The organism is Actinoallomurus sp. CA-150999 (assembly GCF_050942425.1).
GTDB lineage: Bacteria > Actinomycetota > Actinomycetes > Streptosporangiales > Streptosporangiaceae > Actinoallomurus.
Map to the genome: position 1 here is coordinate 10,515,394 of NZ_CP192063.1, position 23,075 is coordinate 10,538,468.

Here is a 23,075-nt window from a genome sequence, read left to right on the forward strand (position 1 = left end):
ACCTCTCGTCTCAGCCGGCGATCCGCACCGTGGTGGTCGCGCCCCAGATCGCCATCCCCAAGAGCAGATCCACGATGTTGACCACGACGAGGCTCGTACGGACGGCGCGGCCGACCGCCAGGCCCACGCCGGCCGGCCCGCCACTGGCGTTGAAGCCGTAGTAACAGTGGATGAGCATGACGAGGATCGCGAAGATCAGGACCTTCCCGAACGACCACAGCACGTCGTGGGGTGGGAGGAACAGGTAGAAGTAGTGGTCGTACGTGCCGCTGGACTGGCCGAACGACAGGGTCACGATCAGCCTGGTCGCGACGAACGACGCGAGCAGGCCGATGACGTACAGCGGGATGACCGCGAGCATCCCGGCGACCAGGCGCGTCGTCACCAGGAACGGCAGCGACGGCACACCCATGACCTCCAGGGCGTCGATCTCGTCGCTGATCCGCATGGCGCCGAGCTGCGCGGTGAAGCCGCAGCCGACCGTGGCCGACAGCGCGAGCGCCGACACGGTGGGCGCCAGCTCGCGCGTATTGAAGTACGCCGAGACGAAACCGCTGAAGGCCGCGCTGCCGATCTGGTTCAGGGCGTTGTAGCCCTGCAGGCCGACCTCGGTGCCGGTGAAGAAGGTCATGAAGCCGACGATCGCCACGCTGCCGCCCATGACGGCCAGGCCGCCGGTGCCGAGGCTGACCTCCGCCAGCAGGCGTATGACCTCCTTCTTGTAGCGGAAGACGACCCGCCATACCCAGGCGAACGCCCGGACGTAGAACGCCATCTGGTGGCCGAAGCCCTCGAGGCGCTCCATCGGCGCGTCGATGACGCGCTTGGCGGACCGGAACCCGCCCCACGTGCCGGCCGCCATCACATGCCCTTCTGCGGAACGAGCTGGAAGTACAGCGCGCTCATCACGAAGTTCTCCACGAACAGCGCCATCGCGGCGATGACGACGGTCTGGTTCACCGCGTCACCGACGCCCTTCGGGCCGCCGGAGGCGGTCAGGCCCTTGTACGAGGCGACGAGCGCGGCGGTGACGCCGAACACGACCGCCTTCACCTCGGCCTGGTAGAGGTCGGACAGCTGGGCGAGGCCGCTGAAGGAGGAGATGTACGCGCCGGGCGTACCTCCCTGGAGCATGACGTTGAAGACGTAGCCGCCGGCGATGCCGGTGACCGACACGATCCCGTTGAGGAACAGGCCGACGAACGCGCAGGCCAGCACCCGGGGCACCACGAGGCGGTGCAGCGGGTTGATGCCGAGCACCTCCATCGCGTCGATCTCTTCGCGGATCTTCCGGGCACCGAGGTCGGCGCAGATCGCCGAGCCGGCGGCCGCCGCGATGAGCAGCGCGGTGACGATCGGGCTGGCCTCCCGGACGATCGCCAGCACCGCCGTCGAGCCGGTCTGGGACTGCGCGCCGAGCTGCCGGATCAGGTTGCCGACCTGCAGCGACAACACCGCGCCGAACGGGATGGCCACCATGATCGTCGGCGCGACCGTGACGCTGACGATGAACCACGCCTGCTGCAGGAACTCCTGCCACTGGAACGGCCACTTGAACATCGCCCGGAACGTGTCGAGAGACAGCGCGAAGAACCGGCCGGGCTCCCGCAGCGTGACGTTGGCCACACCGCCGGCGACCTTTCCGGCGCGGGCCATCAGAGGGCCCCTTCGTGGTGCTGCCCGGCACCCGCCGACATCGCCGCGACGTACCGCGGCCACTCCTTGAGCCAGTCGCGGCCCATCTCGTCGATGAACGACCCCTGCGGCGGGGTGACGCCGTGCGCGCGCAGCCACTCGCCAGGCGCGCGCTGGGTCCGGCGGAGGCGGCCGTCGCTGGTCATCAGCTGCGGCGGAATCGGCGGCAGGGGGCCCGGGTCGCGCCCGAGGCGGGACTCGGCCTCCAGCTCGGAGAGGTCCTTCTCCTCCGACATGCCGATGGGGCCGACCTTGCGCGCGTTGAGGAACTGCCGGACCACCGGCTCCTCACTGGACAACAGCATTTCCCGCGGCCCGAACATCACCAGCTGGCGGAGGAACAGCATGCCGATGTTGTCCGGCACCGTACGGGCGGTGTTGATGTCGTGGGTGACGATGAGGATCGTCGCCCCGATCTCGGCGTTGAGGTCGACGATCAGCTGGTTGAGCAGCACCGTGCGGACCGGGTCCAGGCCGGAGTCGGGCTCATCGCAGAGGATGATCTCCGGATCGAGCACGAGCGCGCGGGCCAGCCCGGCGCGCTTCCGCATGCCGCCAGAGATCTCGCCGGGGAATTTCTGCTGGGCCCCGGCGAGGCCGACCATCTCCATCTTCTCCATGACGATGCGCCGGACCTCGGACTCTGACTTCCGGGTGTGCTCGCGCAGGGGGAAGGCGATGTTGTCGTACAGGTTCATCGAGCCGAACAGCGCGCCGTCCTGGAACAGGACGCCGAAGAGCTTCCGCACCTCGTACATGTCGTGCTCGCGGAGGTTCGGCATGTCCTTGCCGTCGATCCAGCAGTGACCGCGGTCCGGCTTGAGCAGACCGACCATCGTCTTGAGGAACACCGACTTGCCGGTGCCGGAGGGTCCGAGGAGGACGGAGATCTCGCCGGCGGGCAGCGTCAGCGTGACGTCCTCCCAGATGACCTGACGCCCGAAGGACTTGGTCAGCCCTTCGACTCTGATTTCGACGCCCACTCGTCACCTTTCGTCCAGCCAGCCCGGGGGTGTCCGGTACAACGAGCGAGTTACCGATGGGTTACGTCGCCGGATCACACAGAGCCACTGAACCGTGGCCGGGGGCCATCGTGCGTGCCGCGTCCACCTACCGTAGTCATCCCTCGCTCGATTGGAAGGGGTAAAACCGTAGTCATCGGCGCGCGGGACGCCTTGTAAGCAGATCGTTACTCGAGTCCGACTTATGAGACTAGCGGTCCAACAGTTCGCTTGTGAAGAGGTCGTCCGGCAACCCGGTGCACGGACACGCGTACGGAACGTCGAAAAATGATCACTTGCACGACCGAATCGTATCAACCAAGCGCTTGATAGGTAAGTACCCGTTGTCGGCGAGAGTGCGTGGCGGTGCTCTCCAGGGATCAGGTGCCGCCGGCGGTCGTGGCACTCATGGATTCCGCGGGTGCGTCGATGGTGCGGAGGTTGCAGGCCGCGATGGCCACGGCGATGACGGCGGCTGCGGCGAGGACGGCGGACGTGGCCGGGAGACGCGATGCCAGGGACGCGGTGTTCAGCAGAGAGCCGAGGATGGCGACGGCGATCATGGCGCCGCTCTGCCGCAGGGTGTTCTGGACGCCGGACGCCAGGCCCGACTGCGCCGTCGGGACGTTCCCGATCAGCAGGGAGGTCAGGGCTGAGAACACCATTGTGCTTGCCACGCCGACAAGGAGCAGGCCGATGGCGATACCGGCGTACGGCGTGTGCAGGTCGGCGTACGCCAGGGTGGCGATGCCGGCGGTGCAGCAGACGAAACCGCCGAGGAGTAGGGCCCGGTGCCCGTATCGGCGGGCCAGCGGGCGGTACAGGACGAGCGGGCCGATCGTGCTGCCCACGGTCATGGGCAGCAGCGCCACGCCGGAAACACCGGGTGACCAGCCGCGCACCTTCTGGAAATAAAGCGACATCACGAACAGCACGCCGTAGAACAAGAACCCCATGAGGCCCGCGCTGCCGACGGCCGCAGCGCGTACCCGCAGGGCGAAGAATGATGGCGGCAGCATGGGATGGGCGCCGCGCCGCGCGGAGATCCCGTACGCTGCGCCGGCCACGACGGCCGCACCGAGCAGACCGAGTGTCGTCGGCGCCGCCCAGCCCGCCGACCCGGCATCGATCAGGCCGCCCGTGAGCAGTGCGAGCGTCGCGGCCGCGGTGACCAGGCCGATCCGGTCCACCGGATGGCCGCGCCGGGGCGTTTCGGGTACGCCGACGCGGACCAGCAGGACGGCGACCACGCCGATGGGCAGGTTGATCGCGAAGATCGCCCGCCATCCGGCCGCGTCGATCAGTACTCCGCCGACCAGCGGCCCGACCGCCACGGCGACCGCCCCGGTGGCGACCCAGACGACCGTGGCGCGGGCCCGCGCGGCGGCGTCGGCGAACAGGTGCGGTACGAGCGCGAGCGTCGCGGGCAGCAGCGCCGCCGCACCCAGCCCCTGCACGACACGCGCGCCGATCAGCACACCTGTGGTGGGCGCCAGGGCGCACGCCGCCGAGGCGAGCGTGAACACCGTCACGCCGGCCAGCAGCGTCCGCCGTAGCCCGAGCCGGTCACCCAGCGCCCCGGCGGTGAGCAGCAGCGCCGCCAGGGTCAGCGTGTAACCGTTCAGCACCCACTGCGCACCCGCCATCGAGCTCCCGAGACCGTCGCGGATGGCGGGCACGGCCACATTGAGCACGCTCCCGTCCAAGATGATCGTGAAGTAGGCGAGACACACGCCGAGGAACCCGATCCGCCCAGCCATAGCGATCCCATATATTGAGACGATAATCTTGCTATGCGGCCAATTCGAATCCTACGCCGGTCAGCTATCCCACGCGGATCGAGGGGCTTCTGGCGCTACGCCGCCGCCTTCCCCGGTTTCCTCACCTGGTAGGCGAAGACGGCGAAGGGCGGCCACCCGGATGGGTGACCGCCCTCGAAGAGCGCTGAGAAAGCGCGGGAGAAGACGCCTTACTTGACGGTGACCGTCGCGCCGGCCTTCTCCAGGGCCTCCTTGGCCTTGTCGGCCGTCTCCTTGTTGACCTTCTCCAGCAGCGGCTTCGGCGCGCCGTCGACCAGGTCCTTGGCCTCCTTGAGGCCCAGGCTCGTGAGGGCGCGGACCTCCTTGATGACCTGGATCTTCTTGTCGCCGGCAGCCTCGAGGACGACGTCGAACTCGTCCTGCTCCGGGGCGGCCTCGGGCGCAGCGCCGCCGCCGCCACCCTGCGGGGCGACCGCGACCGGGGCGGCGGCCGTGACCTCGAAGGTGTCCTCGAACTGCTTCACGAACTCGGAGAGCTCGAGAAGGGTCATCTCCTTGAAAGCGTCGAGCAGCTCGTCCGTGCTGAGCTTCGCCATGGTGTTGCTTCCTCCTGTTGAAAACCCGCGTCGCTCGTGCGGGTGGGGTACTTCAGGTCTGTTACGACCGCGGGATCAACCCTCGTCCGACGTCTCGGCCGACGCCTCGGCGGGAGCCGCAGCGGCCCCGCCTTCCTCTTCGCGCTTGACCCGCAGGGCCTCGGCCAGCTGAGCGGCCTTGACCGGCAGGGCGTTGAAGAGAGCGGCGGCGTTGCCCATCGACGCCTTCATCGCACCCGCGAGCTTCGCGAGGAGAACCTCGCGGGACTCGAGGGAGGCGAGCGTGGTGATGTCCTCGGACGTCATCGGCTTGCCGTCGACGACGCCGCCCTTGATCACCAAGTTCGGGTTGGCCTTGGCGAAGTCACGCAGGCCCTTGGCGGCCTCGACCACATCGCCCTTGACGAACGCGATCGCCGACGGGCCCTGGAGCAGCTGCTCGAGCTCCTCGGTGACCCCGGCCTCGCGCGCGGCGATCTTGGTCAGCGTGTTCTTCACCACGGCGAAACGTGCATTCTCACCGAGCGATCGGCGCAGCTCGCTGATCTGCGCGACGGTGAGCCCGCGGTACTCGGTCAGCACAGCACCGCTCGAGCTCTCGAACTCGTTCTTGAGCTCGGCGACCGCCGCCGCCTTGTCCGCCCTCGCCATGGGCCTCCTTCCAGATGTGCCACCGGTCGAAAGGCCCAGAAAATACAGAACGCCCCGGCGCAGGCGCACGGGGCGTGAACATGACCAGCACCAGGTCACGTCTCAGCTCTCGAACTCACCTGCGCGGGCCGCCCGCTGTGCGGGACCTTCAGTCACCCCGTGGGCGACGACCGGCGGTCTTCGGCGTTGAACAGAGTACGCGATGCACCGCCACACGACCAAATCGGTGCCCGATCTCGGTGCCGGTCAGTGCCGTGAAGGTCAGTCGCCGAGGATCTTGCTCGCGGGCGGAGGCGAGAGGGAGACCGGCGCGTTGAAACCGCTGTAGCTCATCGACCTGACGGTCTTGACGGCGGCACTCGCTGGACTGGTGACGGTCAGCTTGCGCGGCAGCCGCTGCCCATCGACCCACAGGTCGAACTCCATGTTGTCCGGCACCTTCCCGAGGAGGCGCCGCATCCGCGCACGCTGGGCACCTCCCAGCTCGGCCAGCGCCCCGGCCACGGAGTAGGTGCCGTGGTAGCGAGTGGTCGAGACATCGCCGACCGTCTCCGCTCCGACCGCGCGCGCGTCCTTGGAAGCGGTCAGCATGCGCATGTCGGCCGAAGGATCGGCCCGCAAGGCCTGGTTCAGCAGCGCGTCGTAGTCGGCGCCACGATGGGTCCCCAGCTTGGGGAGCACCGCCTTCATCCACGGCTTCCCGCCGCGGAGATCGGAGTACTGGCGCGTGCTGATGTACAGGTCGTCGCCGATGAGGATCTCGTCGAAGACCTCCATGGCCTTACCGTCCACCGACATGGTGGTGGCGCTCACCTCCACCGCGGCGCGCGGCCTCCGCTGGTAGGTGAGCTGGCCGATCAGCTGCGCGTTCCGGCCGGACCGGGAGAGGTTCAAAGTGATCGCCGCTTGGAGCGTCCTGGTCTCGCCGATCTTCTGCGACACCACGCTCACGACCTGGTCGGCCGGGAGCGGTGAGCCGGCGGGCGTGGCTTTGGCACCGCGGGTCGCCGCATGGGCCGCACCTTTACCACCGCCTCCGCCGCACCCGGTGACGGACAGCGCCAGCACGGGAACGACGGCGATCCAGACGGCGGAGCGGCGGGTCATCGACGGCCTTTCCTTACGGTCGACGGGCGCACACTGATCGACGCCGGTACGCGGGCGGGCAGCCCATCCGACGATCACCCGCGTTCGAACACCAAGACGTATCTGGACGAACCTTACTGGCGGGCTCCACATAGGTGCACCCGCGGACGGCCGGATGTGGGCTCAGTCGTTTCCGCAGCCGCAAGAACGACCCCGCGCCCTCGTGGCGCGGGGTCGTTCGCAACGGGACCTGCCAGCGGGGTCAGCCGGCGGAGCCGGTCTGGCTCGCGGGCGGGGCCGTGATGGAGACGGGCTTGTTAAAGCCGCTGTACGTCGTCGTGGTGCTCGTCTGCACCTGGCTGCCCGCCGGGCTCTTGACCGCCATCTTGCGCGGGAGCTGCTGGTCGTCGACCCACAGGTCGAAGTTCATCTTGTCCAGCCCGGTCTTGGCGACGAGCTGCTGCATCTTCTCGCGCTGGTCGCTGCCGAGCTTGGCCAGCGCCTGCTGCACGGAGTAGGTGCCCTGGTAGTGGGTGGTCGGCGTGCCGTCGATGGTCTCGGATCCGACCTTGCGCACGTCCTTGGAGGCGGTCAGCATCCGTACGTTGGCCGAGGGGTCGGCCTGCTGCGACTGGTTCAGCAGCGACTTCATGTCGAGGCCGCTCCGGGCACCCAGCTTGCTGAGCGACATCTTGACCCACGGCTTGCCGCCGTTGCGGTTCGAGAGCGCCGCCATCTTCAGGTACAGGTTGTCGTCCAGGAGGACCTCCTGGAAGCCGCCGGTATCCCGGCCGTTCACCGACATGCTGGGCATGCTCATCTTCATCGCCAGACTCGGCTTGAGCCGATAGGAGATCTGGCCGGTCATCGACGTCTGCTGCCCGGACATCGTGGTGTGGGAGGTGACCGCGGCCTGGAACGTCTTGATCTCGCTGGCCTTCTGCGACACCTTGTTCACGGCCTGCTCGGCCGCGAGCGCCGCGTTGGCGGACTTCGGTTCGCTTCCCGATGCCTTCTTGCCGCCGCCTCCCCCTCCGCCGCAGGCGGCGAGGGACAGGGCCAGGGTGGACCCGGTGACGGCGAGGACGGCGGTTCGGCGGATCATCGCGTTTTCCTTCGAGGTCGGTGTGCGCACGCTGCGCGGCAGCCTGCGGCGGCGGACAAAGCGTTAAGACGCTGCAGTGATCACATAGGTTCAACCCGGCCGTTCACCGCAGGTCAAAAGCGGCGCGCCCCGCGGCGGAGAGCCGCGGGGCGCGTCGCGAGCGTGGTCGGCCGGGACCTCCGGACCTCGGTCAGCCCGGGAGGCCGGAGCCGCCTTGGCCGGCCTGGGTCGCCCTGGCCGGCTCAGGGGGCCGGTGCCACCTTGGTCAGCCCGGGAGGCCGGGGCCGCTGCCGTGGTGGCCCTGCATGAACTGGTTGCCGTCCGCCACCTGGCTCGCCGGCGGCGCGGACACGCTGACGGACTTGTTGTAGTCGCTGTAGACCATCGTGGCGGTGGCCGCGCCGTCCGACGCGGAGCTCTTCGCCGTCAGCTTGCGCGGCAGGTTGTCCGCGCCGACCCACAGGTCGAACGCGACGCTCTTGCCGCCGCTCTTCTGGTAGAGGTCCTGGAACGACTGCTTGGCCTTGCCGCCCAGCTGCGCCGCGGCGTCCTTCGCGGTGATCGTCCCGGTGTAGTGGGTGGTCTTCACACCGTCGATCGTCTGCGTGCCGGCCTTGCGCACGTCCTTCGAGCTGGTGAAGATCTTCGTCTGCTGCGCCGGGTCGGCCTGCTTAAGGATCTCGTTCAGGTCCACTCCGGCCTGCTGCGCGGCCTTGGAGACCGAGAACTTCACCCACGGCTTGCCGCCGGTGAACTGCGTGAGCTGCGAGGGGACCTTCCCGTACAGGTTGTCGCCGAGCAGGATCGCGCGCAGACCGGACTCCACCGAGTGGCCGCCGAACCCGGCCTGGTCGAGCGTGCCGACGGCGGCGAGGTCGGGACGGAGCCGGACCTGGACGACACCGTGCGCGTTGGAAGACGCCTTCCCGGTGCCGCTCTCGGTGATGTCCACCTTGTAGGACTTGACGGTGCTGGTCTTCTGGGCCGCGAGGCTGATCGCCTGGGCGGCCGATACGTTCACGGCGCCGGTGCCGCCTCCCCCGTTGGCGCTCCCACACCCGGCGAGGGCGGCCACCAGGGCGGCACCAGCGGCCGTACCCACGGCATATCGACGAACCATTGTGAACCCTCCTGCGTATCGCGTACGGCCCCCGGCTCGACAAAGAGCGCGAACGCCTGGTTCTGGCACTATCGAGTGTTGCCGCTCAAGATCTCCTAAACATCCCCCGATGGGACCAGATCCGGCTTCCCCGTGTGCGACGTGAGTCGTACCTCAGGATGATCAACGCGAAGGGGCGCCCCCGCAGAACGGGGGCGCCCCTTCGTGATTCGCTGACGCGTCAGCTCGCCACAGTGCTCACTGCCGCACTCGCTCGTCAGCTCGCCGCGGACTCTTCCAGCTCCGCGGTGAGGTTGCGGGTGACGTTGGGGTCGACCGGGATGCCCGGGCCCATCGTCGTGCTCAGGGTCGCCTTCTTGATGTAGCGCCCCTTGGCCGCCGACGGCTTGAGCCGCAGGATCTCCTCCAGCGCGGCGGCGTAGTTCTCCACGAGCTGCTTCTCGCTGAAGGACGTCTTGCCGGCGATGAAGTGCAGGTTCCCGTGACGGTCCACGCGGAACTCGATCTTGCCGCCCTTGATCTCGGACACGGCCTTGGCCACGTCGGCGGTGACGGTGCCGGTCTTGGGGTTCGGCATGAGGCCACGGGGGCCGAGCACGCGGCCGAGCCGGCCGACCTTGCCCATCATGTCCGGGGTCGCCACGACGGCGTCGAAGTCGAGCCAGCCGCCCTGGATGCGCTCGATCATGTCGTCGGTGCCGACGTGGTCGGCGCCGGCCTCGCGGGCCTCGTCGGCCTTGGCGCCACCGGTGATGACCAGCACGCGGGCGGTCTTACCGGTGCCGTGCGGCAGGTTGACGGTGCCGCGGACCATCTGGTCGGCCTTGCGGGGGTCCACCCCGAGCCGGAACGCGACCTCGACGGTGGCGTCGAACTTGGTCGGCGAGGTCTCCTTGGCCAGCTTCACGGCCTCGGCCGGGCTGTACAGCGCCGACTTGTCGATCTTGGCGTCGGCGTTGCGGTACGCCTTGCTGCGCTTCATTGATGTCTCCTGATCTGGAGGTGGTGGTGCGGGCCTGCGCGGCCCTCCCACCGGGGTCACATAGACCGTCGTCAGTCGGCGACGGTGATGCCCATGGAGCGGGCGGTGCCCGCGATGATCTTCTCGGCCTGCTCGGGCGAGTTGGCGTTGAGGTCCGGCATCTTGGTCGCGGCGATCTCCCGGAGCTGGTCGCGGGTGATCGAACCGACCTTGCTCTTGTGCGGCTCGCCGCTGCCCTTGTCGACGCCCGCGGCCTTCTTGATCAGCTGCGCGGCCGGCGGGGTCTTGGTGACGAACGTGAACGAGCGGTCCTCGTAGATGGTGATCTCTACGGGAATGACGTTGCCGCGCTGGGACTCCGTGGCCGCGTTGTACTGCTTGCAGAAGTCCATGATGTTGACGCCGTGCGGGCCGAGGGCGGTACCCACCGGCGGCGCGGGCGTCGCCTGACCGGCCTGCAGCTGGACCTTGACGACCGCGGAGATCTTCTTCTTCTTGGGAGGCATGCCTCACCCTTTCGTTCCGGTTGGTTCGTCGGCCCCTACTCCCGTTGACACGGGCGACGCGGCGGCTGGAACGTCGACCGCCGCGTTGGGACCGCTTCCCCCGCAGGCATGCGGGGACGTCTTGAGGCTATGCGCCGACGCGAGGTGCTCCGGCGCCAGGTCCTGCGGACCTGGTCGGTCAGATCTTGGAGACCTGGTTGAAGGACAGCTCGACCGGGGTCTCCCGACCGAAGATCGACACCAGCACCTTGAGCTTCTGGGCCTCGGCGTTGATCTCGTTGACGGTCGCGGGGAGCGTCGCGAACGGGCCGTCCATGACGGTGACGGACTCGCCGACCTCGAAGTCGACGGTGGCCGCCGCCTTGGCGGTCTCCTTGGTCTTGGCCTGCTCCTCGGGCTCGGGCGCGAGCAGCGTCGCGACCTCCTTGAGGTGCAGCGGCGACGGCGTGTTGGACAGCCCGACGAAGCCGGTCACGCCCGGCGTGTTGCGGACGGCCGCCCAGGACTCGTCGGTGAGCTCCATGCGGACCAGGATGTAGCCCGGCAGGACCTTCTCGTTGACCTTCTGACGCTTGCCGCCCTTGACCTCGGTGACCTCGTGCTGCGGCACCTCGACCTGGAAGATGTAGTCCTCCATGTTGAGCGACTGGGTGCGCTGCTCGATGTTGGTCTTCACGCGGTTCTCGTAGCCGGCGTACGAGTGAACGACGTACCACTCACCCGGAAGGAGCCGCAGCTGGGTCGTGAACTCTTCGACCGGGTCCGACGCCTCGTCAGACGCCTCGTCGGACGCCTCTTCGGACGTTTGGGCGGACGTTTCGTCGGACTCCGTGGCGACTTCCTCAGCCTCGGCCGAAGCCGGCGCTTCCACCGACTCGGCCTCCTCGATGGCCTCGTCGTGAAGCTCTGGGGACTCGGACACGGTCACTCTTTCTCTCGTCTGTGGGTTGCTGATGGAATCCGGCACGCGATCAGCCGAAGAGCTTCAGCACAACCCAGGAGAACGCGTTGTCGAGACCGAACACGATCGCCACGACGATGATCACGAAGATCAGCGACACGGTCGTGTACGTGACGAGCTCGTTACGCGTAGGCCAGATCACCTTGCGGAGCTCGGCGACCACCTGGCGGTAGAACAGGAGAGGTGAGGTCCGCTTCTTGGCGGACTTCCCCTTGTCCTTGATCGCGGCCTCGCCGCTCATCTCGGTCGCCATTGCTGTCGACGCATCCCCTCGTCGGTTGTGTCGCGAACTTCCGGTGTGGGCGTGCGTTCAGGACGCCCGCGCACGTGCGCCGTGCACGAACCGTATTCCGCAGGGCAGGAGGGACTCGAACCCCCAACCACCGGTTTTGGAGACCGGGACTCTGGCCAATTGAGCTACTGCCCTTCATAGTGGACCCCATGGCACGCGAGAACCATGCGGGACGCCACTAGGTCACGCAGTCTACGTCTCAAACCACCCTCGCGTCGAACCAAACGCCGATCGCGCCGTGCGCGCCGCGTTTCCGCACCCCCGATATGGGGCTGAGAGCTGCCGCGATGTCTGCGACGATAGGGACCATGAGCACTCGAATCTCCGCTCGGATCGCCGCGATCTCCGAGTCCGCGACGCTCGCCGTCGACGCCAAGGCCAAGGCGCTGAAGGCCGCGGGGCGTCCGGTGATCGGATTCGGCGCGGGCGAGCCCGACTTCCCGACTCCGGACTACATCGTCGAGGCCGCCGTCGAGGCGTGCCATAACCCCCGGTTCCACAAGTACACGCCGGCCGGGGGGCTGCCCGAGCTGAAGGCGGCGGTCGCGGAGAAGACCAAGCGCGATTCCGGCTACGAGGTCGAGGCGTCGCAGGTGCTCATCACCAACGGCGGCAAGCAGGCGGTGTACGAGGCGTTCGCAGCGCTGCTCGACCCGGGCGACGAGGTCATCGTGCCCACGCCGTACTGGACGACCTACCCGGAGTCGATCAAGCTGGCGGGCGGTGTGCCGGTCGACGTGGTCGCGGACGAGACCACCGGCTACCTCGTGAGCGTCGACCAGCTCGAGCGGGCCCGCACCGACCGTACGAAGGTGCTGCTGTTCGTCTCCCCGTCCAACCCCACCGGCGCCGTCTACACGCGCGAGCAGGTCGCCGAGATCGGCCGCTGGGCCGCCGAGCACGGCCTGTGGGTGATCACGGACGAGATCTACGAGCACCTCGTCTACGGGGACGCGGAGTTCTCCTCGATGCCGGTGGTCGTCCCGGAGCTGGCCGACCGCACCCTGGTGCTCAACGGGGTCGCCAAGACGTACGCGATGACGGGCTGGCGCGTGGGCTGGATGATCGGCCCGAAGGACGTCGTGAAGGCCGCGACCAACCTGCAGTCGCACGCGACGTCGAATGTGGCGAACGTCTCACAGGCCGCGGCCCTGGCCGCGGTGAGCGGCGACCTGGCGGCCGTGGCGGAGATGCGCAAGGCGTTCGACCGCCGCCGCCAGACCATCGTGCGGCTGCTCAACGACATCCCCGGCGTCGTCTGCCCCGAGCCGAAGGGCGCGTTCTACGCCTACCCGTCGGTCAAGGAGCTGCTCGGCAAGGAGCTTCGCGGCAAGCGCCCGCAGACCTCCGTCGAGCTGGCCGCGCTGATCCTCGAGGAGGCCGAGGTCGCGCTCGTGCCCGGCGAGGCGTTCGGCACTCCGGGCTACTTCCGCCTGTCGTACGCGCTGGGCGACGAGGACCTCGCCGAGGGCGTCGGCCGGGTCGCCAAGCTGCTGGCCGAGGCCCACTGACCCGTCCCGTACGGCGACGGCGGCCGGATCCCGCGTCGGCCCGTGGCGTGATCACGTCCGGGCCGGCGACCGGCCTCCCCCGTCGCTCCCGATCCGGGTGACGGACATGACGACGCCCCGCGAGCGCCACGGTGCTCGCGGGGCGTCTCCGGTACGGCCTCCGCCGCGCGCGGACGGCCGCGTCGGCCTGGATTCGGCCGGGAGTCGACTTCGGGCGGGCGCAGTCGACTCCCGGCCGTGCTCAGGACGCGCTCAGCGGTCAGTCGGCCTGGACGCCGTCGGCGACGCGCATCAACTGCGTGCCGAGCGTGGGGCTGACCCCGACGTAGACGCCGAGTCCGCTGCGCTCGATCCACATGACCTGGCCGAAAGCGCCGGCGGCGCGCAGCGCGGCGTGGCCGTGCACCTCGGCCTGTTCCGCGGTGGGCGGGGCGAACCCCATGTCCCCCGGCTTCCGCAGCGTGGCGTCGCGCACGAGCCGCACCTCGATCCAGCCGGCCGGGCCGGTCCAACGGCAGGTCGTGATCCGGCGCCCGCCGGTCTTCGTGCCGTCGCAGCTCTGGGTCGGGTCGATGCCCACGGGCAGGTAGCCGAGCAGTGCCTTGGCGGCCCCGGGAACGTCGACGTGCGCCCCGCCGCTCGGATGCCGTGACGGCCGTCCGCTCGAGTGCCCCGGAGCGGACGCGCTCGCGGACGGCGCCGCCGACCTGACGCTCGGCGACACGGACGGCGACGGGGTGACCTGCGTGGCGTTCATCTTCCCGCCGCTCTTCTTGTGCCCGCCTTCCGGGCCGCGAGAGCTGACGGTCTGCGGGTGGATCGCCTGATAGGTCGGGATGACCGCGATCGCGACCACCACCCCGGCCGCAGCGACCGCGATCGTCGTTCGCCGCCGGACCGTCCGCTGATGGCGACGCTGTGCGTCATGCGCCAGCGTGCCGGACGCCGACACCCCCGTGACATGCTCCGCCATGGCCTGCCGGAGTTCGTTCTCCAGATCCATGGTTCACCCCCTCGACGCCGCCGCCTGTGCGGACTTTCCCATTCGTTCGCGGAGGCGGGCGAGGCCCCTCGCGGCCTGACTCTTGACGGTGCCGACCGAGCAACCGAGCATGGCTGCCGTCTCCGCCTCGGACATGTCCTCCCAGTAGCGCAGGACCAGCACCGCCCGCTGGCGTGGCCCGAGCTTCTTCAGCTCCTCCATGAGCACGCCGCGCAGTTCGACGGTGCTCTCCTCGGAGGCCGTCGGCGTCTCCGGCGGAGCCGCCATCTGCACCTCGCGGAGGACCCGCCAGCGTCGGGCCCGGCTGACGGACAGGTTGACCAGGATCTTGCGGACGTACGGCTCCGGATTGCTGCCGGGCTTCATCCGACCCCAGTGGCGGTACGCCTTCTCCAAGGCCGTCTGCAGCAGATCCTCCGCATCCGTCCGCCCCCCGCACAGCAGCTGGGCGGTTCGAAGCAGCGCGGTACCGCGCTCCGCCACGAACTCGACGAATGACTCGTCGTCTCGACGCGCCAAGGCACTCCGTCCGTCGTACGCCCTATTTATGTCGATCGGTCGCGGGTGGCCCACCGCGCAGGGCCACCCGCGCCGAGCCTCAGTGAAGCTGGTTCAGCTGCGTGGCGATCGCCGGGAGCTGGGTCGCGAGCGCGGGGCTGCCGTTCAGGTAGACCGCGTAGCCCTGGTCGGTGATCCACAGCACGCCGGTGCCCGCCGGGCTCTCCCACGTCTGAGCGCCCGCGACGGAGGCGAGGCCGCCACCCTCCGGCAGCTTCAGCTCCGCGGCCAGCTCCTTGACCGTGGTCTGCGGCGGGGTGTTCAGCCGCTCGACGTTCAGGAAGTTACCGCCCGTGGCCGTGAACTTCTGCACGACCGTGCAGACCTTACCGCTCTGGAGGGTGACCGAGTGGCTGTGGGAGGCCGCGAGGTGCATGCCGTTGGGCAGCGTGACGTCCTTGGCCTTGTTGTGCTCCACCTTGATGACCGGCGGGACGGCGGAGCAGTCCGGGGCCGTCACGTCAGGCACGTTCGCCTTCGGTAGGCCCGGCTTCGCGGTCGGGACGCCGGTGGGCGCGGAGGCCGCGGAGGGCTGGCCCGCGTTGGGGGCGCAGGTCGGCAGGTTGGCCGGGACCTTCACCTTGTCGGTCGGGAGGGCGGTCGGCGCCTTGACCTTGTCCGTCGGCAGGCCGTTCGGGGCCTTCACCTTGTCGGTGGGCAGGGTCGTGGGGACCTTGCCGGTGGGCAGCGGCACGTTCGGCTGCTCGCCGGCCTTCGGCAGCTCCGCCTTCGGGAGCTTGTCCTTGGGGAGCTTGTCCGTCGGCAGCCCGGGCTTGGGCACCTCGCCCTTGGGGAGCTTGTTCTCGGGCAGCTGGCCCTTCGGCAGCTTGCCGTTGGGGAGCTTGCCCTTGGGGACGCTCACGCAGGTCGGGACTCCGGTCGGGACGCCGCCGGCGGCCTCCTGGACGGCCTTCTTCGCGCCGTCCGCGACCGGCTTGACCGAGGGCGCCGGGGAGTTGTTCGAGACGGTCGCGTACGCGACCCCGCCGGCGGTGATGGCGCCAACGGCACCGGTGGCCAGCAGAGCAAGCTTGAGGTTGATCACATCTATCCCTTTCAGCGCGGTTTGACTCTCGCGCCCCTCATATACGCGTGGGTCCCAGAGGGGGTTGCACGGCTTCTCAAAGTTTTTTTCGGGAATCCTCACGGACCCTCTTCGGGGGAGGTCCCCGCAGGCTCGAGCAGCGCATACGGCAAGATCGGTGCATGGAGGCCCGTCCGATCGCAACCCTGCCCAAGGCCCATCTGCACGTTCACTTCACCGGTTCGATGCGGCACACCACGCTCGTCGAGCTCGCCCGCAAGCACCGCGTGCACCTGCCCGACGCCCTCGTCGAGGAGTGGCCTCCCCGCCTGCGCGCGACGGACGAGCGCGGCTGGTTCCGCTTCCAGCGCCTGTACGACATCGCCCGGTCGGCGTTGCGCGACGAGGAGGACGTACGGCGGCTGCTGCGCGAGGCGGCCGAGGACGAGGCCGCGGAGGGCTCCGGGTGGCTGGAGATCCAGGTCGACCCGAGCGGGTACGGGAGCCGGTTCGGCGGGCTGACGGCCTTCACCGACCTGGTGATGGACGCCACCCAGGATGCCTCCGAGGCCACCGGGGTCGGCATCGGCGTCATCATCGCGGCCAACCGCACGCGGCACCCCCTCGACGCGCGGACGCTGGCGCGGCTGGCCGCCCAGTACGCCGGAGAGGGGGTCGTCGGGTTCGGGCTCTCCAACGACGAGCGGCGCGGCCGGGCGTACGACTTCGACCGGGCCTTCGCGATCGCCAAGCGGGCCGGCCTGCTGTCCGTACCGCACGGCGGCGAACTGCTCGGTCCCGCGAGCGTACGGGCCTGCGTCGACGCGCTGCGGGCGGACCGGATCGGGCACGGCGTGCGCGTCGTCGAGGATCCGGCCCTCATGGACACCGTCGCCGCCCGCGGCGTCACCCTCGAGGTCTGCCCGTCCTCGAACGTCGGTCTCGGGGTCTACGCGACGCCGGAAGACGTTCCTCTCCGGCGCCTCTTCGAGGGTGGTGTGTCGATCGCGCTGGGCGCCGACGACCCGCTGCTGTTCGGGTCACGACTGACCCGCCAGTACGAACTGGCGCGCCGGGACCACGGGTTCACCGACGAGGAGCTGGCCGAGCTGGCGCGGTGCTCGATCCGGGGTTCCGCAGCCCCTCCGGAGACGCAGAAACGACTCCTCGACGGCATCGACACCTGGCTCGGCACACCGCCCGGAACCGGCCGCACGCCAACGGACGAAGTGGAATGATCGGGCACTGTGATCATCCGTATCGCGACTGCCGAAGAGGCCGCCAGGCTGACGCCCTACCTTCCCGTCACGCACGCCGTCCTCGACGGTGACCGGCTGGTCGGCGGGCTGAGTCTCATCGAGGCCCGGCCCGGGGTCCGCGAGCTGAGCATCTGGGTGATACCCGAAGAGCGGCGGCGAGGGGTCGCGAGCAAGGCCGTGCGGACCATGACCGAGCAGGCGGACGGGCGGCTGGAGATGGTCACCGACGTGGCCGACACGGTCTCCCAGCGTGTCGCGCTGAACGCCGGCTTCACCCGCGAGGCCGTACGCCGGAACAGCGGACCGGGCGGCGGCCGACCCGACGACGTCGTCTGGGCCTGGCTGCCCGGCGACCCGTCCGGCCCGGCCGCGCGGACGTTCCCCGACCTGCGGGGCGGTGAACTGCGCGACGGCGAGGTGAGCCTACGCCCGCTCGGCCCCGCCGACGTCGACGAGCTACTCACGCTGATCAACCTGCCGGACGTGCGCGCTCGGTCGATCGTCAGGCACGTGCGGCCGCGGGCCGAGGTGGCGCGGCGCTGCGAGCATGCCCCGAGCGAGTGGCTGGCGGGCAACCGCGCCGACTTCACGATCCGGGTGAACGACGAGCTCGCCGGCGACATCGGTCTGTTCTACGAGGCCTGGAGCCGGTCGGCGATGGTGGGCTACAGCATGCTGCCGGCGTTCCGCGGTCAGGGCGTCGTGACGCGCGCCGTACGCCTGCTCAGCGCCTGGGCGTTCGAGATCGGCATCCCGCGGCTCGCCGCCGGGACCGCACCGGACAACGCGGCGTCGCAGCGGGTGCTGGAGAAGGCCGGGTTCGTCCGCGAAGGGGTGCAGCGGTCACGCGTGGACGGCCCGAACGGCACTCGCATCGACGACGTCGTGTACGTCCTGCTCCCCTGACCGAGCGGGCGTGAGGCGTTCGTCGGCGAGCCCGGCATACCCCGCGTCCTCGGCTACGGTGGCGCCGTGAAGGTCGTGGTGGGCGAGGATCTGACGCTGCTGCGGGACGGTCTCATCCGCATGCTGCAGGCGCACGGCTTCGAGGTGGTCGCCGCGGTCGACAACGGGCCGGACCTGCTCCGCGAGCTGGTCGAGCGGCGGCCCGACGTGGCCGTCGTCGACATCCGGCTGCCCCCGACCCACACCGATGAGGGACTGCGGGCCGCGCTGGCGGCGCGGGCCGAGGTGCCGGGGCTTCCGGTTCTGGTGCTGTCGCAGTACGTGGAGCGGCTCTACGCGCGGGAGCTGCTCGCCGACGGCCGGGGCGGCATCGGCTATCTGCTCAAGGACCGGGTCTCCGACATCGGCGAGTTCGTCGACGCGGTGCGCCGGGTCGCCGCCGGGGGCACCGCGCTGGATCCCAAGGTCGTGGCGAAGCTGCTGGACAACCGCGAGCGGACGCTGCCGCTGCACCGGCTCACTCCACGCGAACGAGAGGTGCTCGCCCACATGGCGCAGGGCCGGTCCAACGCCGCGATCGGCACCGCCCTGTTCATCACGGAGAAGGCGGTCGCGAAGCACACCAACAACATCTTCGCCAAGCTCGGCCTGCAGTCGTCCGACGACCACAACCGGCGGGTGCTCGCCGTCCTGGCGTACCTCGACGGATAGGGGTAGCAGTACCCCCGGCAATGGGGTTCCAGCCTCCTCGCGGCCAGGCCGGCGCCCGGCGAGGCTGGCGTCATGACGAACACGACCTCCGTTCCACCTCCGGCCACGGCCCCGGCCGGACCCGTACGACGCGCCGAGCGCGCGCTGGCACCCGACCTGGCCCGTGGCGCGATGCTGCTGTTCATCGCGCTGGCCAACGCGGGCAACTTCGCCTTCGCCGGCCAACCCGGCCTCGACGGCACGCCGCACGGCGTGCAGCGCGTCGTGAACTTCCTGTTGGCCACGCTCGTCGAGAGCCGCGCGTACCCGGTCTTCGCCGTCATGTTCGGTTACGGTCTCGTCCAACTGGCCTCCCGGCACCGCGCCGCGGGCGCCGACGAGCGGCGCGTCCTGCTGCGCCGCAACACCGCGCTCATCGGCTTCGGGCTCGTCCACGGGCTCCTGCTGTACTGGGGTGACTTCCTCGGCGCCTACGGGATCGTGGGGGTCATCGCGACCCTGCTCCTGCTGCGCCGCGGCGACCGGTTCCACCGCGTGGTCCTCTGGCTGTGGGGCGTCCAGTCGGTCAGCGCCGTCGTCCTGACCTGGCAGGCGATCGCCCGCGCCCGCGGCGGGCACGCCGTCCTCACCAACACCCCCAACCCGTCGCTGGCCGCCGCCTCGTACGGGCGTTCGCTGCTCGACCGGCTCACCGAGTGGCCGGTGCACACCGCGACCGTGATCCCGTTCATCGTCATCGTGTGGCTGGGCATCTGGGCCGCGCGCCACCGCGTCCTGGAGGAGCCGGCGAAGCACCGGGCCCTCCTGCGCGTCACCGCCGTCGTCGGCCTCGGCATCGCCATCGTCGGCGCCCTGCCCTACGCGCTCGTGGCCGCCGGCGTCCTGCACGCCGACGCCGGTACGGTCGACGCCATGGCGCGCGTCCACGCGATCACCGGCGAGTACGGCGGTCCCGGCTATGTGGCCCTGTTCGGTCTGCTGGCGCTGCGGCTGAGCAGGGCGCGGCGCGCACGGGCGCTGCTCGGCCCGGTGACCGCGCTCGGCCAGCGCTCGCTGAGCGGCTACCTGTTCCAGTCGGTGGCCTGGCTGGCGCTGTTCGCGCCGTGGACGCTGCACCTCGGCGGCACCTACGCGGCCACGCTCGCCGCGGTGGCCGTCTGGGCGGTGTCGCTGGTGGCCGCGCAGGCGATGAACGCGAGGGAGTACCGCGGACCGGCCGAGACCCTGCTGCGACGGATCACCTACCGCCCGGCCCGGCGGACCGCCGCATGACGACCGGTCGGCGGCGGGTCGTCGGGGTGGCCGTGGCGCTCTGCGCCGCGGCCACCCTGGCCTGGGCGGTCACCGGCGTCGACGAGTTCTGGCCCCGCTGGGTGTACTTCGGAATCGGCACCGTGCTGGCCGCCGAGTTCGCGCTGCGCCGGGCGCTGCGCGTCCCGCCCGGCCGGCGCCGATGGCTCGCCGTCGACGGCGCGCTGTGCGCCCTGCTCGTGCTGGTCGACCTCGCCGTCTGGGCGCTCAGCGGCGGCGGGTACTTCTGGCCGATCTGGCAGACCCTCGGGCTGTCCGCCGTGTTCGCGCTCCACGCGTGGATGGTCAGCCGGCCGCCCGGGAAACGGGAGCGCGAACTCGCCGCCCGGGTCACCCGGCTCAACCGGTCCCGCCGCGGGGCGGTGGACCGGCAGGCCGCCGAGCTCAAGCGCGTCGAACGCGACCTGCACGACGGTGCCCAGGCCCGCATGGTGTCCCTCGCGCTCACGCTCGGCATGTCCGGCGAGTTGCTGCGTCGCGACCCCGACGCCGCGGCGCGGCTGCTCGACGAGGCCCGGGCGACCGCCGTCGCCGCGCTGGACGACCTCCGCGCCGTGATGCACAGCATCCACCCGGCGGTCCTGGCCGACCGCGGTCTCGGCGACGCCGTCCGCGCGCTCGTGCTCGATCTCGCCGTACCGGTGACCGTGGCCGGCGATCCGCCGCCGGCCCTGCCCGCCGCCATCGAGACGGCCGTGTACTTCGCGGTCGCCGAGTGCCTGAGCAACATCGTCAAGCACAGCGGCGCCGTCGCCGGGGAGGTCGTCTTCTCCGAACACTCTGGCGTCCTGCGGGTCACCGTCGCCGACGACGGCACCGGCGGCGCGGACCCGGCCGGCGGCACCGGCCTGCGCGGCATCATCGACCGCCTGGACGCCGTCGACGCCGACCTGCACGTCTCCAGCCCGCCCGGCGGCCCCACCGTCATCACGATCACAGTGCCGCTCACCGACGGCTAGGGCCTGCCCGTCCGTAACGAGCGGTGTCCAGATCGCCGCGCAGTAGGACAGCGGGGCTTCGAGACAGGCCTAGGCCGGAGACGTCACAGGCGGACGCCGACGAAGACCGGTTCGTTGACGAGCGTGACACCGAAGGCGTCGCGGACGCCGTCGCGGACCTCGCGGGCCAGGGCCAGGAGGTCGTCGGTACGCCCGCCGTCGGCGTTGGTCAGCGCGAGGGTGTGCTTGGTCGAGATCCGGGCCGGGCCCCGGCCGTACCCCTTGGTGAAGCCCGCCTTGTCGATCAGCCAGGCCGCCGAGGTCTTCGTACGGCCGTCCGGCTCCGGGTAGCGCGGGAACACGGCGTCCGGGCCGAGCCGGTCGCCGACGCGCTTCTCCAGGTCGGTGAGCTGGTCCGGGTCGAGGATCGGGTTGGTGAAGAACGACCCGGCGCTGCGCGTGTCGGGGTCGGCGGGGTCGAGGACCATGCCCTTGCCCCGGCGCAGGCCGAGCACCGCGTCGCGGGCGTCCCGCAGCGGGACGCGCTCGCCGGGCTCGACCCCGAGGGTCCGGGCCAGTTCGGCGTAGCGGACCGGAGCGGAGAGGTCGGCCGGTTCAAGAGCGAAGGTCACCTGCAGCACGACATGCCGGTCGGCGCCCTTGAAGGCACTGGTTCGGTAGCCGAACCGGCAGGCGTCGCGGTCGAGGACGACGACCTCGCCGCTCTCCCGGTCGTACGCGCGGACCTCGACGATCGTCTCGCTGACGTCCTGGCCGTACGCTCCGACGTTCTGGATCGGGGTGGCGCCGAGCAGGCCGGGGATGCCCGACAGGCACTCGACGCCGGACAGGCCCTCCTCGACGCACCGGGCGACGAACGGGTCCCACTCCTCGCCCGCCCGGGCGCGTACGAGCAGGCGGCCGTCGCTCCGCCGGCGGTCAGCGTGAAACGCGGCGACGGACGCGCCCCGGGTGGCGATGTGCACCGCCGTGCCGGGAAAGCCCGCGTCGGCGACGACGAGGTTGCTGCCGCCGCCGAGGACGAGCAGCGGCTCGCCCTCCCGGTCGGCGCGGCGGACGGTGTCGATCAGTTCGTCGTCGGTCGTGGCCTCGACGAAGCACCGCGCGGGCCCACCGAGCCGCAGCGTGGTGTAGCCCGCGAGGTCGACCTGCTCGCAGCGGACCGCCATCAGGCGAGACGGACCGTCGCCTTGGCGCGGGTGAGGACCTTCTCGCCGCGCGAGCGGGCGGTCAGCGCGACGACGACCGTGTTGTCGTCGCGCTTGTCCTCGATCACACCGGTGATCTCGATCTCGGTGCCGCCGTCATTGGGCACCACGACCATGGAGGAGAACCGGACGCCGTAGTCGACGACCGCACCGGGGTCGCCGGCCCAGTCGGTGACGTACCGGCCGCCCTCCGCCATCGTGAACATGCCGTGCGCGATCACGTCGGGCAGGCCCACGGACTTGGCGAACGGCTCGTTCCAGTGGATCGGGTTGAAGTCCCCGGACGCGCCGGCGTACTTGATCAGGTCGAGGCGCTCGACCTTGTACGTCTTGGCGGGGAGCTCCTGGCCGACCTCGACCTCGTCGTACTTCACCGTGGCGGTCATCTCAGGCACCTCGCTCGATGATGACGTTGTGGGCCGTGCAGACGTGCTCGCCGTCGACCGTCTTGATCACTGTCTGCAGGTCGAGGCGCTCGTTGCGGCCGATGGAGCGGATGCCGGCGATCGTCGACTCGGCGGTGACGATGTCACCGGCGTGCAGCGGGCGGGCGTACTCGAACCGCTGCTCACCGTGGACGACCATCGAGTAGTTGAGGCCGAGCTCAGGGTCGGTCAGGCCGGCGCCGGTGATCGAGATGACGATCGGGAAGGTCGGCGGCGCGATCACGTCGGGATGCCCGGCGGCCTTGGCCGCCTCCGAGTCACGGTAGATCGGGTTCAGGTCGCCGATGGCGTCCGCGAACTCCCTGATCTTCAGCCGAGTGACCTCGTACGGCTCCGACGGCGGGAAGGCCCGCCCGATGAAATCGCGGTTCAGCGCCATTCAATCCGTCCCTTCCCGGAATACCCACGTGCGCGCCAGGGGAGG

At 70.1% G+C, this 23,075-nt stretch carries 25 protein-coding genes and 1 tRNA gene; 6 read left to right on the plus strand and 20 right to left on the minus strand.

Going from position 1 to position 23,075, the window contains the following annotated elements:
* Nucleotides 1-10: 10 nt before the first annotated feature.
* From ACQP2O_RS48500 to ACQP2O_RS48565, 14 genes are all read right to left on the minus strand, one after another.
* On the minus strand, nt 11-862 hold the full coding sequence (locus tag ACQP2O_RS48500) for an MlaE family ABC transporter permease (protein WP_433176444.1): 852 nt from the start codon (nt 860-862) through the stop codon (nt 11-13).
* A complete protein-coding gene (locus tag ACQP2O_RS48505) occupies nt 862-1,656 on the minus strand; it encodes an MlaE family ABC transporter permease (RefSeq protein WP_360894355.1) in 795 nt (264 codons plus the stop codon). Before ACQP2O_RS48505 ends, ACQP2O_RS48500 begins: the two co-directional genes overlap by 1 nt.
* Nucleotides 1,656-2,678, minus strand: a complete 1,023-nt coding sequence (locus tag ACQP2O_RS48510) for an ABC transporter ATP-binding protein (protein WP_433176447.1) — start codon at nt 2,676-2,678, stop codon at nt 1,656-1,658. The genes ACQP2O_RS48505 and ACQP2O_RS48510 overlap by 1 nt, the downstream gene beginning before the upstream one ends.
* Nucleotides 2,679-3,076: 398 nt before the next feature.
* A complete protein-coding gene (locus tag ACQP2O_RS48515) occupies nt 3,077-4,456 on the minus strand; it encodes an MFS transporter (protein WP_433176449.1) in 1,380 nt (459 codons plus the stop codon).
* Nucleotides 4,457-4,665: 209 nt separating this feature from the next.
* Entirely contained in the window at nt 4,666-5,052 is a 387-nt protein-coding gene (rplL, locus tag ACQP2O_RS48520) for a 50S ribosomal protein L7/L12 (RefSeq protein ID WP_433176450.1), read from the minus strand.
* A gap of 75 nt (nt 5,053-5,127) precedes the next feature.
* Nucleotides 5,128-5,703 (minus strand): 50S ribosomal protein L10, encoded by a 576-nt coding sequence (gene rplJ, locus ACQP2O_RS48525; RefSeq protein ID WP_433176452.1) that lies wholly within the window; start codon nt 5,701-5,703, stop codon nt 5,128-5,130.
* A 261-nt stretch (nt 5,704-5,964) separates the two neighbouring features.
* Nucleotides 5,965-6,810 (minus strand): hypothetical protein, encoded by an 846-nt coding sequence (locus tag ACQP2O_RS48530; protein WP_433176454.1) that lies wholly within the window; start codon nt 6,808-6,810, stop codon nt 5,965-5,967.
* Nucleotides 6,811-7,051: 241 nt separating this feature from the next.
* Nucleotides 7,052-7,894 (minus strand): hypothetical protein, encoded by an 843-nt coding sequence (locus ACQP2O_RS48535; protein ID WP_433176456.1) that lies wholly within the window; start codon nt 7,892-7,894, stop codon nt 7,052-7,054.
* A 265-nt stretch (nt 7,895-8,159) separates the two neighbouring features.
* A complete protein-coding gene (locus tag ACQP2O_RS48540; RefSeq protein WP_433176458.1) occupies nt 8,160-9,014 on the minus strand; it encodes an LppX_LprAFG lipoprotein in 855 nt (284 codons plus the stop codon).
* A gap of 256 nt (nt 9,015-9,270) precedes the next feature.
* Nucleotides 9,271-9,996, minus strand: a complete 726-nt coding sequence (gene rplA / locus ACQP2O_RS48545; RefSeq protein ID WP_433176460.1) for a 50S ribosomal protein L1 — start codon at nt 9,994-9,996, stop codon at nt 9,271-9,273.
* Between the two features lie 71 nt (nt 9,997-10,067).
* Complete coding sequence (gene rplK, locus ACQP2O_RS48550; protein ID WP_345429281.1) at nt 10,068-10,502, minus strand: 50S ribosomal protein L11; 435 nt, start codon at nt 10,500-10,502, stop codon at nt 10,068-10,070.
* A 178-nt stretch (nt 10,503-10,680) separates the two neighbouring features.
* Nucleotides 10,681-11,424, minus strand: a complete 744-nt coding sequence (gene nusG / locus ACQP2O_RS48555; RefSeq protein ID WP_433176462.1) for a transcription termination/antitermination protein NusG — start codon at nt 11,422-11,424, stop codon at nt 10,681-10,683.
* A 49-nt stretch (nt 11,425-11,473) separates the two neighbouring features.
* Nucleotides 11,474-11,716 (minus strand): preprotein translocase subunit SecE, encoded by a 243-nt coding sequence (gene secE / locus ACQP2O_RS48560; RefSeq protein ID WP_433176464.1) that lies wholly within the window; start codon nt 11,714-11,716, stop codon nt 11,474-11,476.
* A gap of 100 nt (nt 11,717-11,816) precedes the next feature.
* Nucleotides 11,817-11,890, minus strand: a tRNA-Trp gene (locus tag ACQP2O_RS48565).
* A gap of 173 nt (nt 11,891-12,063) precedes the next feature.
* Here ACQP2O_RS48565 and ACQP2O_RS48570 point away from each other — a divergent pair.
* Nucleotides 12,064-13,266 (plus strand): pyridoxal phosphate-dependent aminotransferase, encoded by a 1,203-nt coding sequence (locus ACQP2O_RS48570; RefSeq protein ID WP_433176466.1) that lies wholly within the window; start codon nt 12,064-12,066, stop codon nt 13,264-13,266.
* Nucleotides 13,267-13,525: 259 nt separating this feature from the next.
* On the opposite strand, the gene ACQP2O_RS48575 is transcribed toward ACQP2O_RS48570, so the two are convergent.
* The 3 genes from ACQP2O_RS48575 to ACQP2O_RS48585 form a co-directional block, all read right to left on the minus strand.
* Complete coding sequence (locus tag ACQP2O_RS48575) at nt 13,526-14,269, minus strand: hypothetical protein (protein WP_433176468.1); 744 nt, start codon at nt 14,267-14,269, stop codon at nt 13,526-13,528.
* A 3-nt stretch (nt 14,270-14,272) separates the two neighbouring features.
* Nucleotides 14,273-14,788, minus strand: a complete 516-nt coding sequence (locus ACQP2O_RS48580; protein ID WP_433176470.1) for a SigE family RNA polymerase sigma factor — start codon at nt 14,786-14,788, stop codon at nt 14,273-14,275.
* Nucleotides 14,789-14,867: 79 nt separating this feature from the next.
* Entirely contained in the window at nt 14,868-15,872 is a 1,005-nt protein-coding gene (locus tag ACQP2O_RS48585) for a hypothetical protein (RefSeq protein WP_433176472.1), read from the minus strand.
* A gap of 161 nt (nt 15,873-16,033) precedes the next feature.
* Here ACQP2O_RS48585 and ACQP2O_RS48590 point away from each other — a divergent pair, with 161 nt between their 5' ends.
* The 5 genes from ACQP2O_RS48590 (at nt 16,034) to ACQP2O_RS48610 (ending at nt 20,997) form a co-directional block, all read left to right on the plus strand.
* Nucleotides 16,034-17,089, plus strand: a complete 1,056-nt coding sequence (locus ACQP2O_RS48590) for an adenosine deaminase (RefSeq protein ID WP_433176474.1) — start codon at nt 16,034-16,036, stop codon at nt 17,087-17,089.
* Nucleotides 17,090-17,098: 9 nt separating this feature from the next.
* Complete coding sequence (locus ACQP2O_RS48595; RefSeq protein ID WP_433176476.1) at nt 17,099-18,016, plus strand: GNAT family N-acetyltransferase; 918 nt, start codon at nt 17,099-17,101, stop codon at nt 18,014-18,016.
* 66 nt (nt 18,017-18,082) lie between these two features.
* On the plus strand, nt 18,083-18,727 hold the full coding sequence (locus ACQP2O_RS48600; RefSeq protein WP_433176478.1) for a response regulator transcription factor: 645 nt from the start codon (nt 18,083-18,085) through the stop codon (nt 18,725-18,727).
* Between the two features lie 72 nt (nt 18,728-18,799).
* Nucleotides 18,800-19,999, plus strand: coding sequence for a DUF418 domain-containing protein (locus ACQP2O_RS48605; protein ID WP_433176480.1), 1,200 nt, complete (start codon nt 18,800-18,802; stop codon nt 19,997-19,999).
* Entirely contained in the window at nt 19,996-20,997 is a 1,002-nt protein-coding gene (locus ACQP2O_RS48610; protein WP_433176482.1) for a sensor histidine kinase, read from the plus strand. The genes ACQP2O_RS48605 and ACQP2O_RS48610 overlap by 4 nt, the downstream gene beginning before the upstream one ends.
* 83 nt (nt 20,998-21,080) lie before the next feature.
* Here the strand turns inward: ACQP2O_RS48610 and ACQP2O_RS48615 are convergent, their stop codons facing one another.
* The 3 genes from ACQP2O_RS48615 to ACQP2O_RS48625 are packed head-to-tail and all read right to left on the minus strand — an operon-like array spanning nt 21,081 to nt 23,030.
* Complete coding sequence (locus tag ACQP2O_RS48615) at nt 21,081-22,166, minus strand: UDP-N-acetylmuramate dehydrogenase (protein ID WP_433176484.1); 1,086 nt, start codon at nt 22,164-22,166, stop codon at nt 21,081-21,083.
* Nucleotides 22,166-22,591 carry a MaoC/PaaZ C-terminal domain-containing protein gene (locus ACQP2O_RS48620; RefSeq protein WP_433176486.1) on the minus strand — a complete coding sequence of 142 codons (426 nt, stop codon included), beginning with the start codon at nt 22,589-22,591 and terminating at the stop codon, nt 22,166-22,168. The genes ACQP2O_RS48615 and ACQP2O_RS48620 overlap by 1 nt, the downstream gene beginning before the upstream one ends.
* A 1-nt stretch (nt 22,592) precedes the next feature.
* On the minus strand, nt 22,593-23,030 hold the full coding sequence (locus tag ACQP2O_RS48625; protein ID WP_433176488.1) for a MaoC family dehydratase N-terminal domain-containing protein: 438 nt from the start codon (nt 23,028-23,030) through the stop codon (nt 22,593-22,595).
* Nucleotides 23,031-23,075 lie beyond the last annotated feature (45 nt).

Bases quoted from the DNA above. Each gene is read 5' to 3' on its own strand.
- ACQP2O_RS48500 (WP_433176444.1), bottom strand. From the start codon at position 862: ATGGCGGCCGGCACGTGGGGCGGGTTCCGGTCCGCCAAGCGCGTCATC.
- ACQP2O_RS48505 (WP_360894355.1), bottom strand. From the start codon at position 1,656: ATGGCCCGCGCCGGAAAGGTCGCCGGCGGTGTGGCCAACGTCACGCTG.
- ACQP2O_RS48515 (WP_433176449.1), bottom strand. From the start codon at position 4,456: ATGGCTGGGCGGATCGGGTTCCTCGGCGTGTGTCTCGCCTACTTCACG.
- rplL (WP_433176450.1), bottom strand. From the start codon at position 5,052: ATGGCGAAGCTCAGCACGGACGAGCTGCTCGACGCTTTCAAGGAGATG.
- rplJ (WP_433176452.1), bottom strand. From the start codon at position 5,703: ATGGCGAGGGCGGACAAGGCGGCGGCGGTCGCCGAGCTCAAGAACGAG.
- ACQP2O_RS48530 (WP_433176454.1), bottom strand. From the start codon at position 6,810: ATGACCCGCCGCTCCGCCGTCTGGATCGCCGTCGTTCCCGTGCTGGCG.
- ACQP2O_RS48535 (WP_433176456.1), bottom strand. From the start codon at position 7,894: ATGATCCGCCGAACCGCCGTCCTCGCCGTCACCGGGTCCACCCTGGCC.
- ACQP2O_RS48540 (WP_433176458.1), bottom strand. From the start codon at position 9,014: ATGGTTCGTCGATATGCCGTGGGTACGGCCGCTGGTGCCGCCCTGGTG.
- rplA (WP_433176460.1), bottom strand. From the start codon at position 9,996: ATGAAGCGCAGCAAGGCGTACCGCAACGCCGACGCCAAGATCGACAAG.
- rplK (WP_345429281.1), bottom strand. From the start codon at position 10,502: ATGCCTCCCAAGAAGAAGAAGATCTCCGCGGTCGTCAAGGTCCAGCTG.
- secE (WP_433176464.1), bottom strand. From the start codon at position 11,716: ATGGCGACCGAGATGAGCGGCGAGGCCGCGATCAAGGACAAGGGGAAG.
- ACQP2O_RS48570 (WP_433176466.1), top strand. From the start codon at position 12,064: ATGAGCACTCGAATCTCCGCTCGGATCGCCGCGATCTCCGAGTCCGCG.
- ACQP2O_RS48575 (WP_433176468.1), bottom strand. From the start codon at position 14,269: ATGGATCTGGAGAACGAACTCCGGCAGGCCATGGCGGAGCATGTCACG.
- ACQP2O_RS48590 (WP_433176474.1), top strand. From the start codon at position 16,034: ATGGAGGCCCGTCCGATCGCAACCCTGCCCAAGGCCCATCTGCACGTT.
- ACQP2O_RS48605 (WP_433176480.1), top strand. From the start codon at position 18,800: ATGACGAACACGACCTCCGTTCCACCTCCGGCCACGGCCCCGGCCGGA.
- ACQP2O_RS48610 (WP_433176482.1), top strand. From the start codon at position 19,996: ATGACGACCGGTCGGCGGCGGGTCGTCGGGGTGGCCGTGGCGCTCTGC.
- ACQP2O_RS48615 (WP_433176484.1), bottom strand. From the start codon at position 22,166: ATGGCGGTCCGCTGCGAGCAGGTCGACCTCGCGGGCTACACCACGCTG.
- ACQP2O_RS48620 (WP_433176486.1), bottom strand. From the start codon at position 22,591: ATGACCGCCACGGTGAAGTACGACGAGGTCGAGGTCGGCCAGGAGCTC.
- ACQP2O_RS48625 (WP_433176488.1), bottom strand. From the start codon at position 23,030: ATGGCGCTGAACCGCGATTTCATCGGGCGGGCCTTCCCGCCGTCGGAG.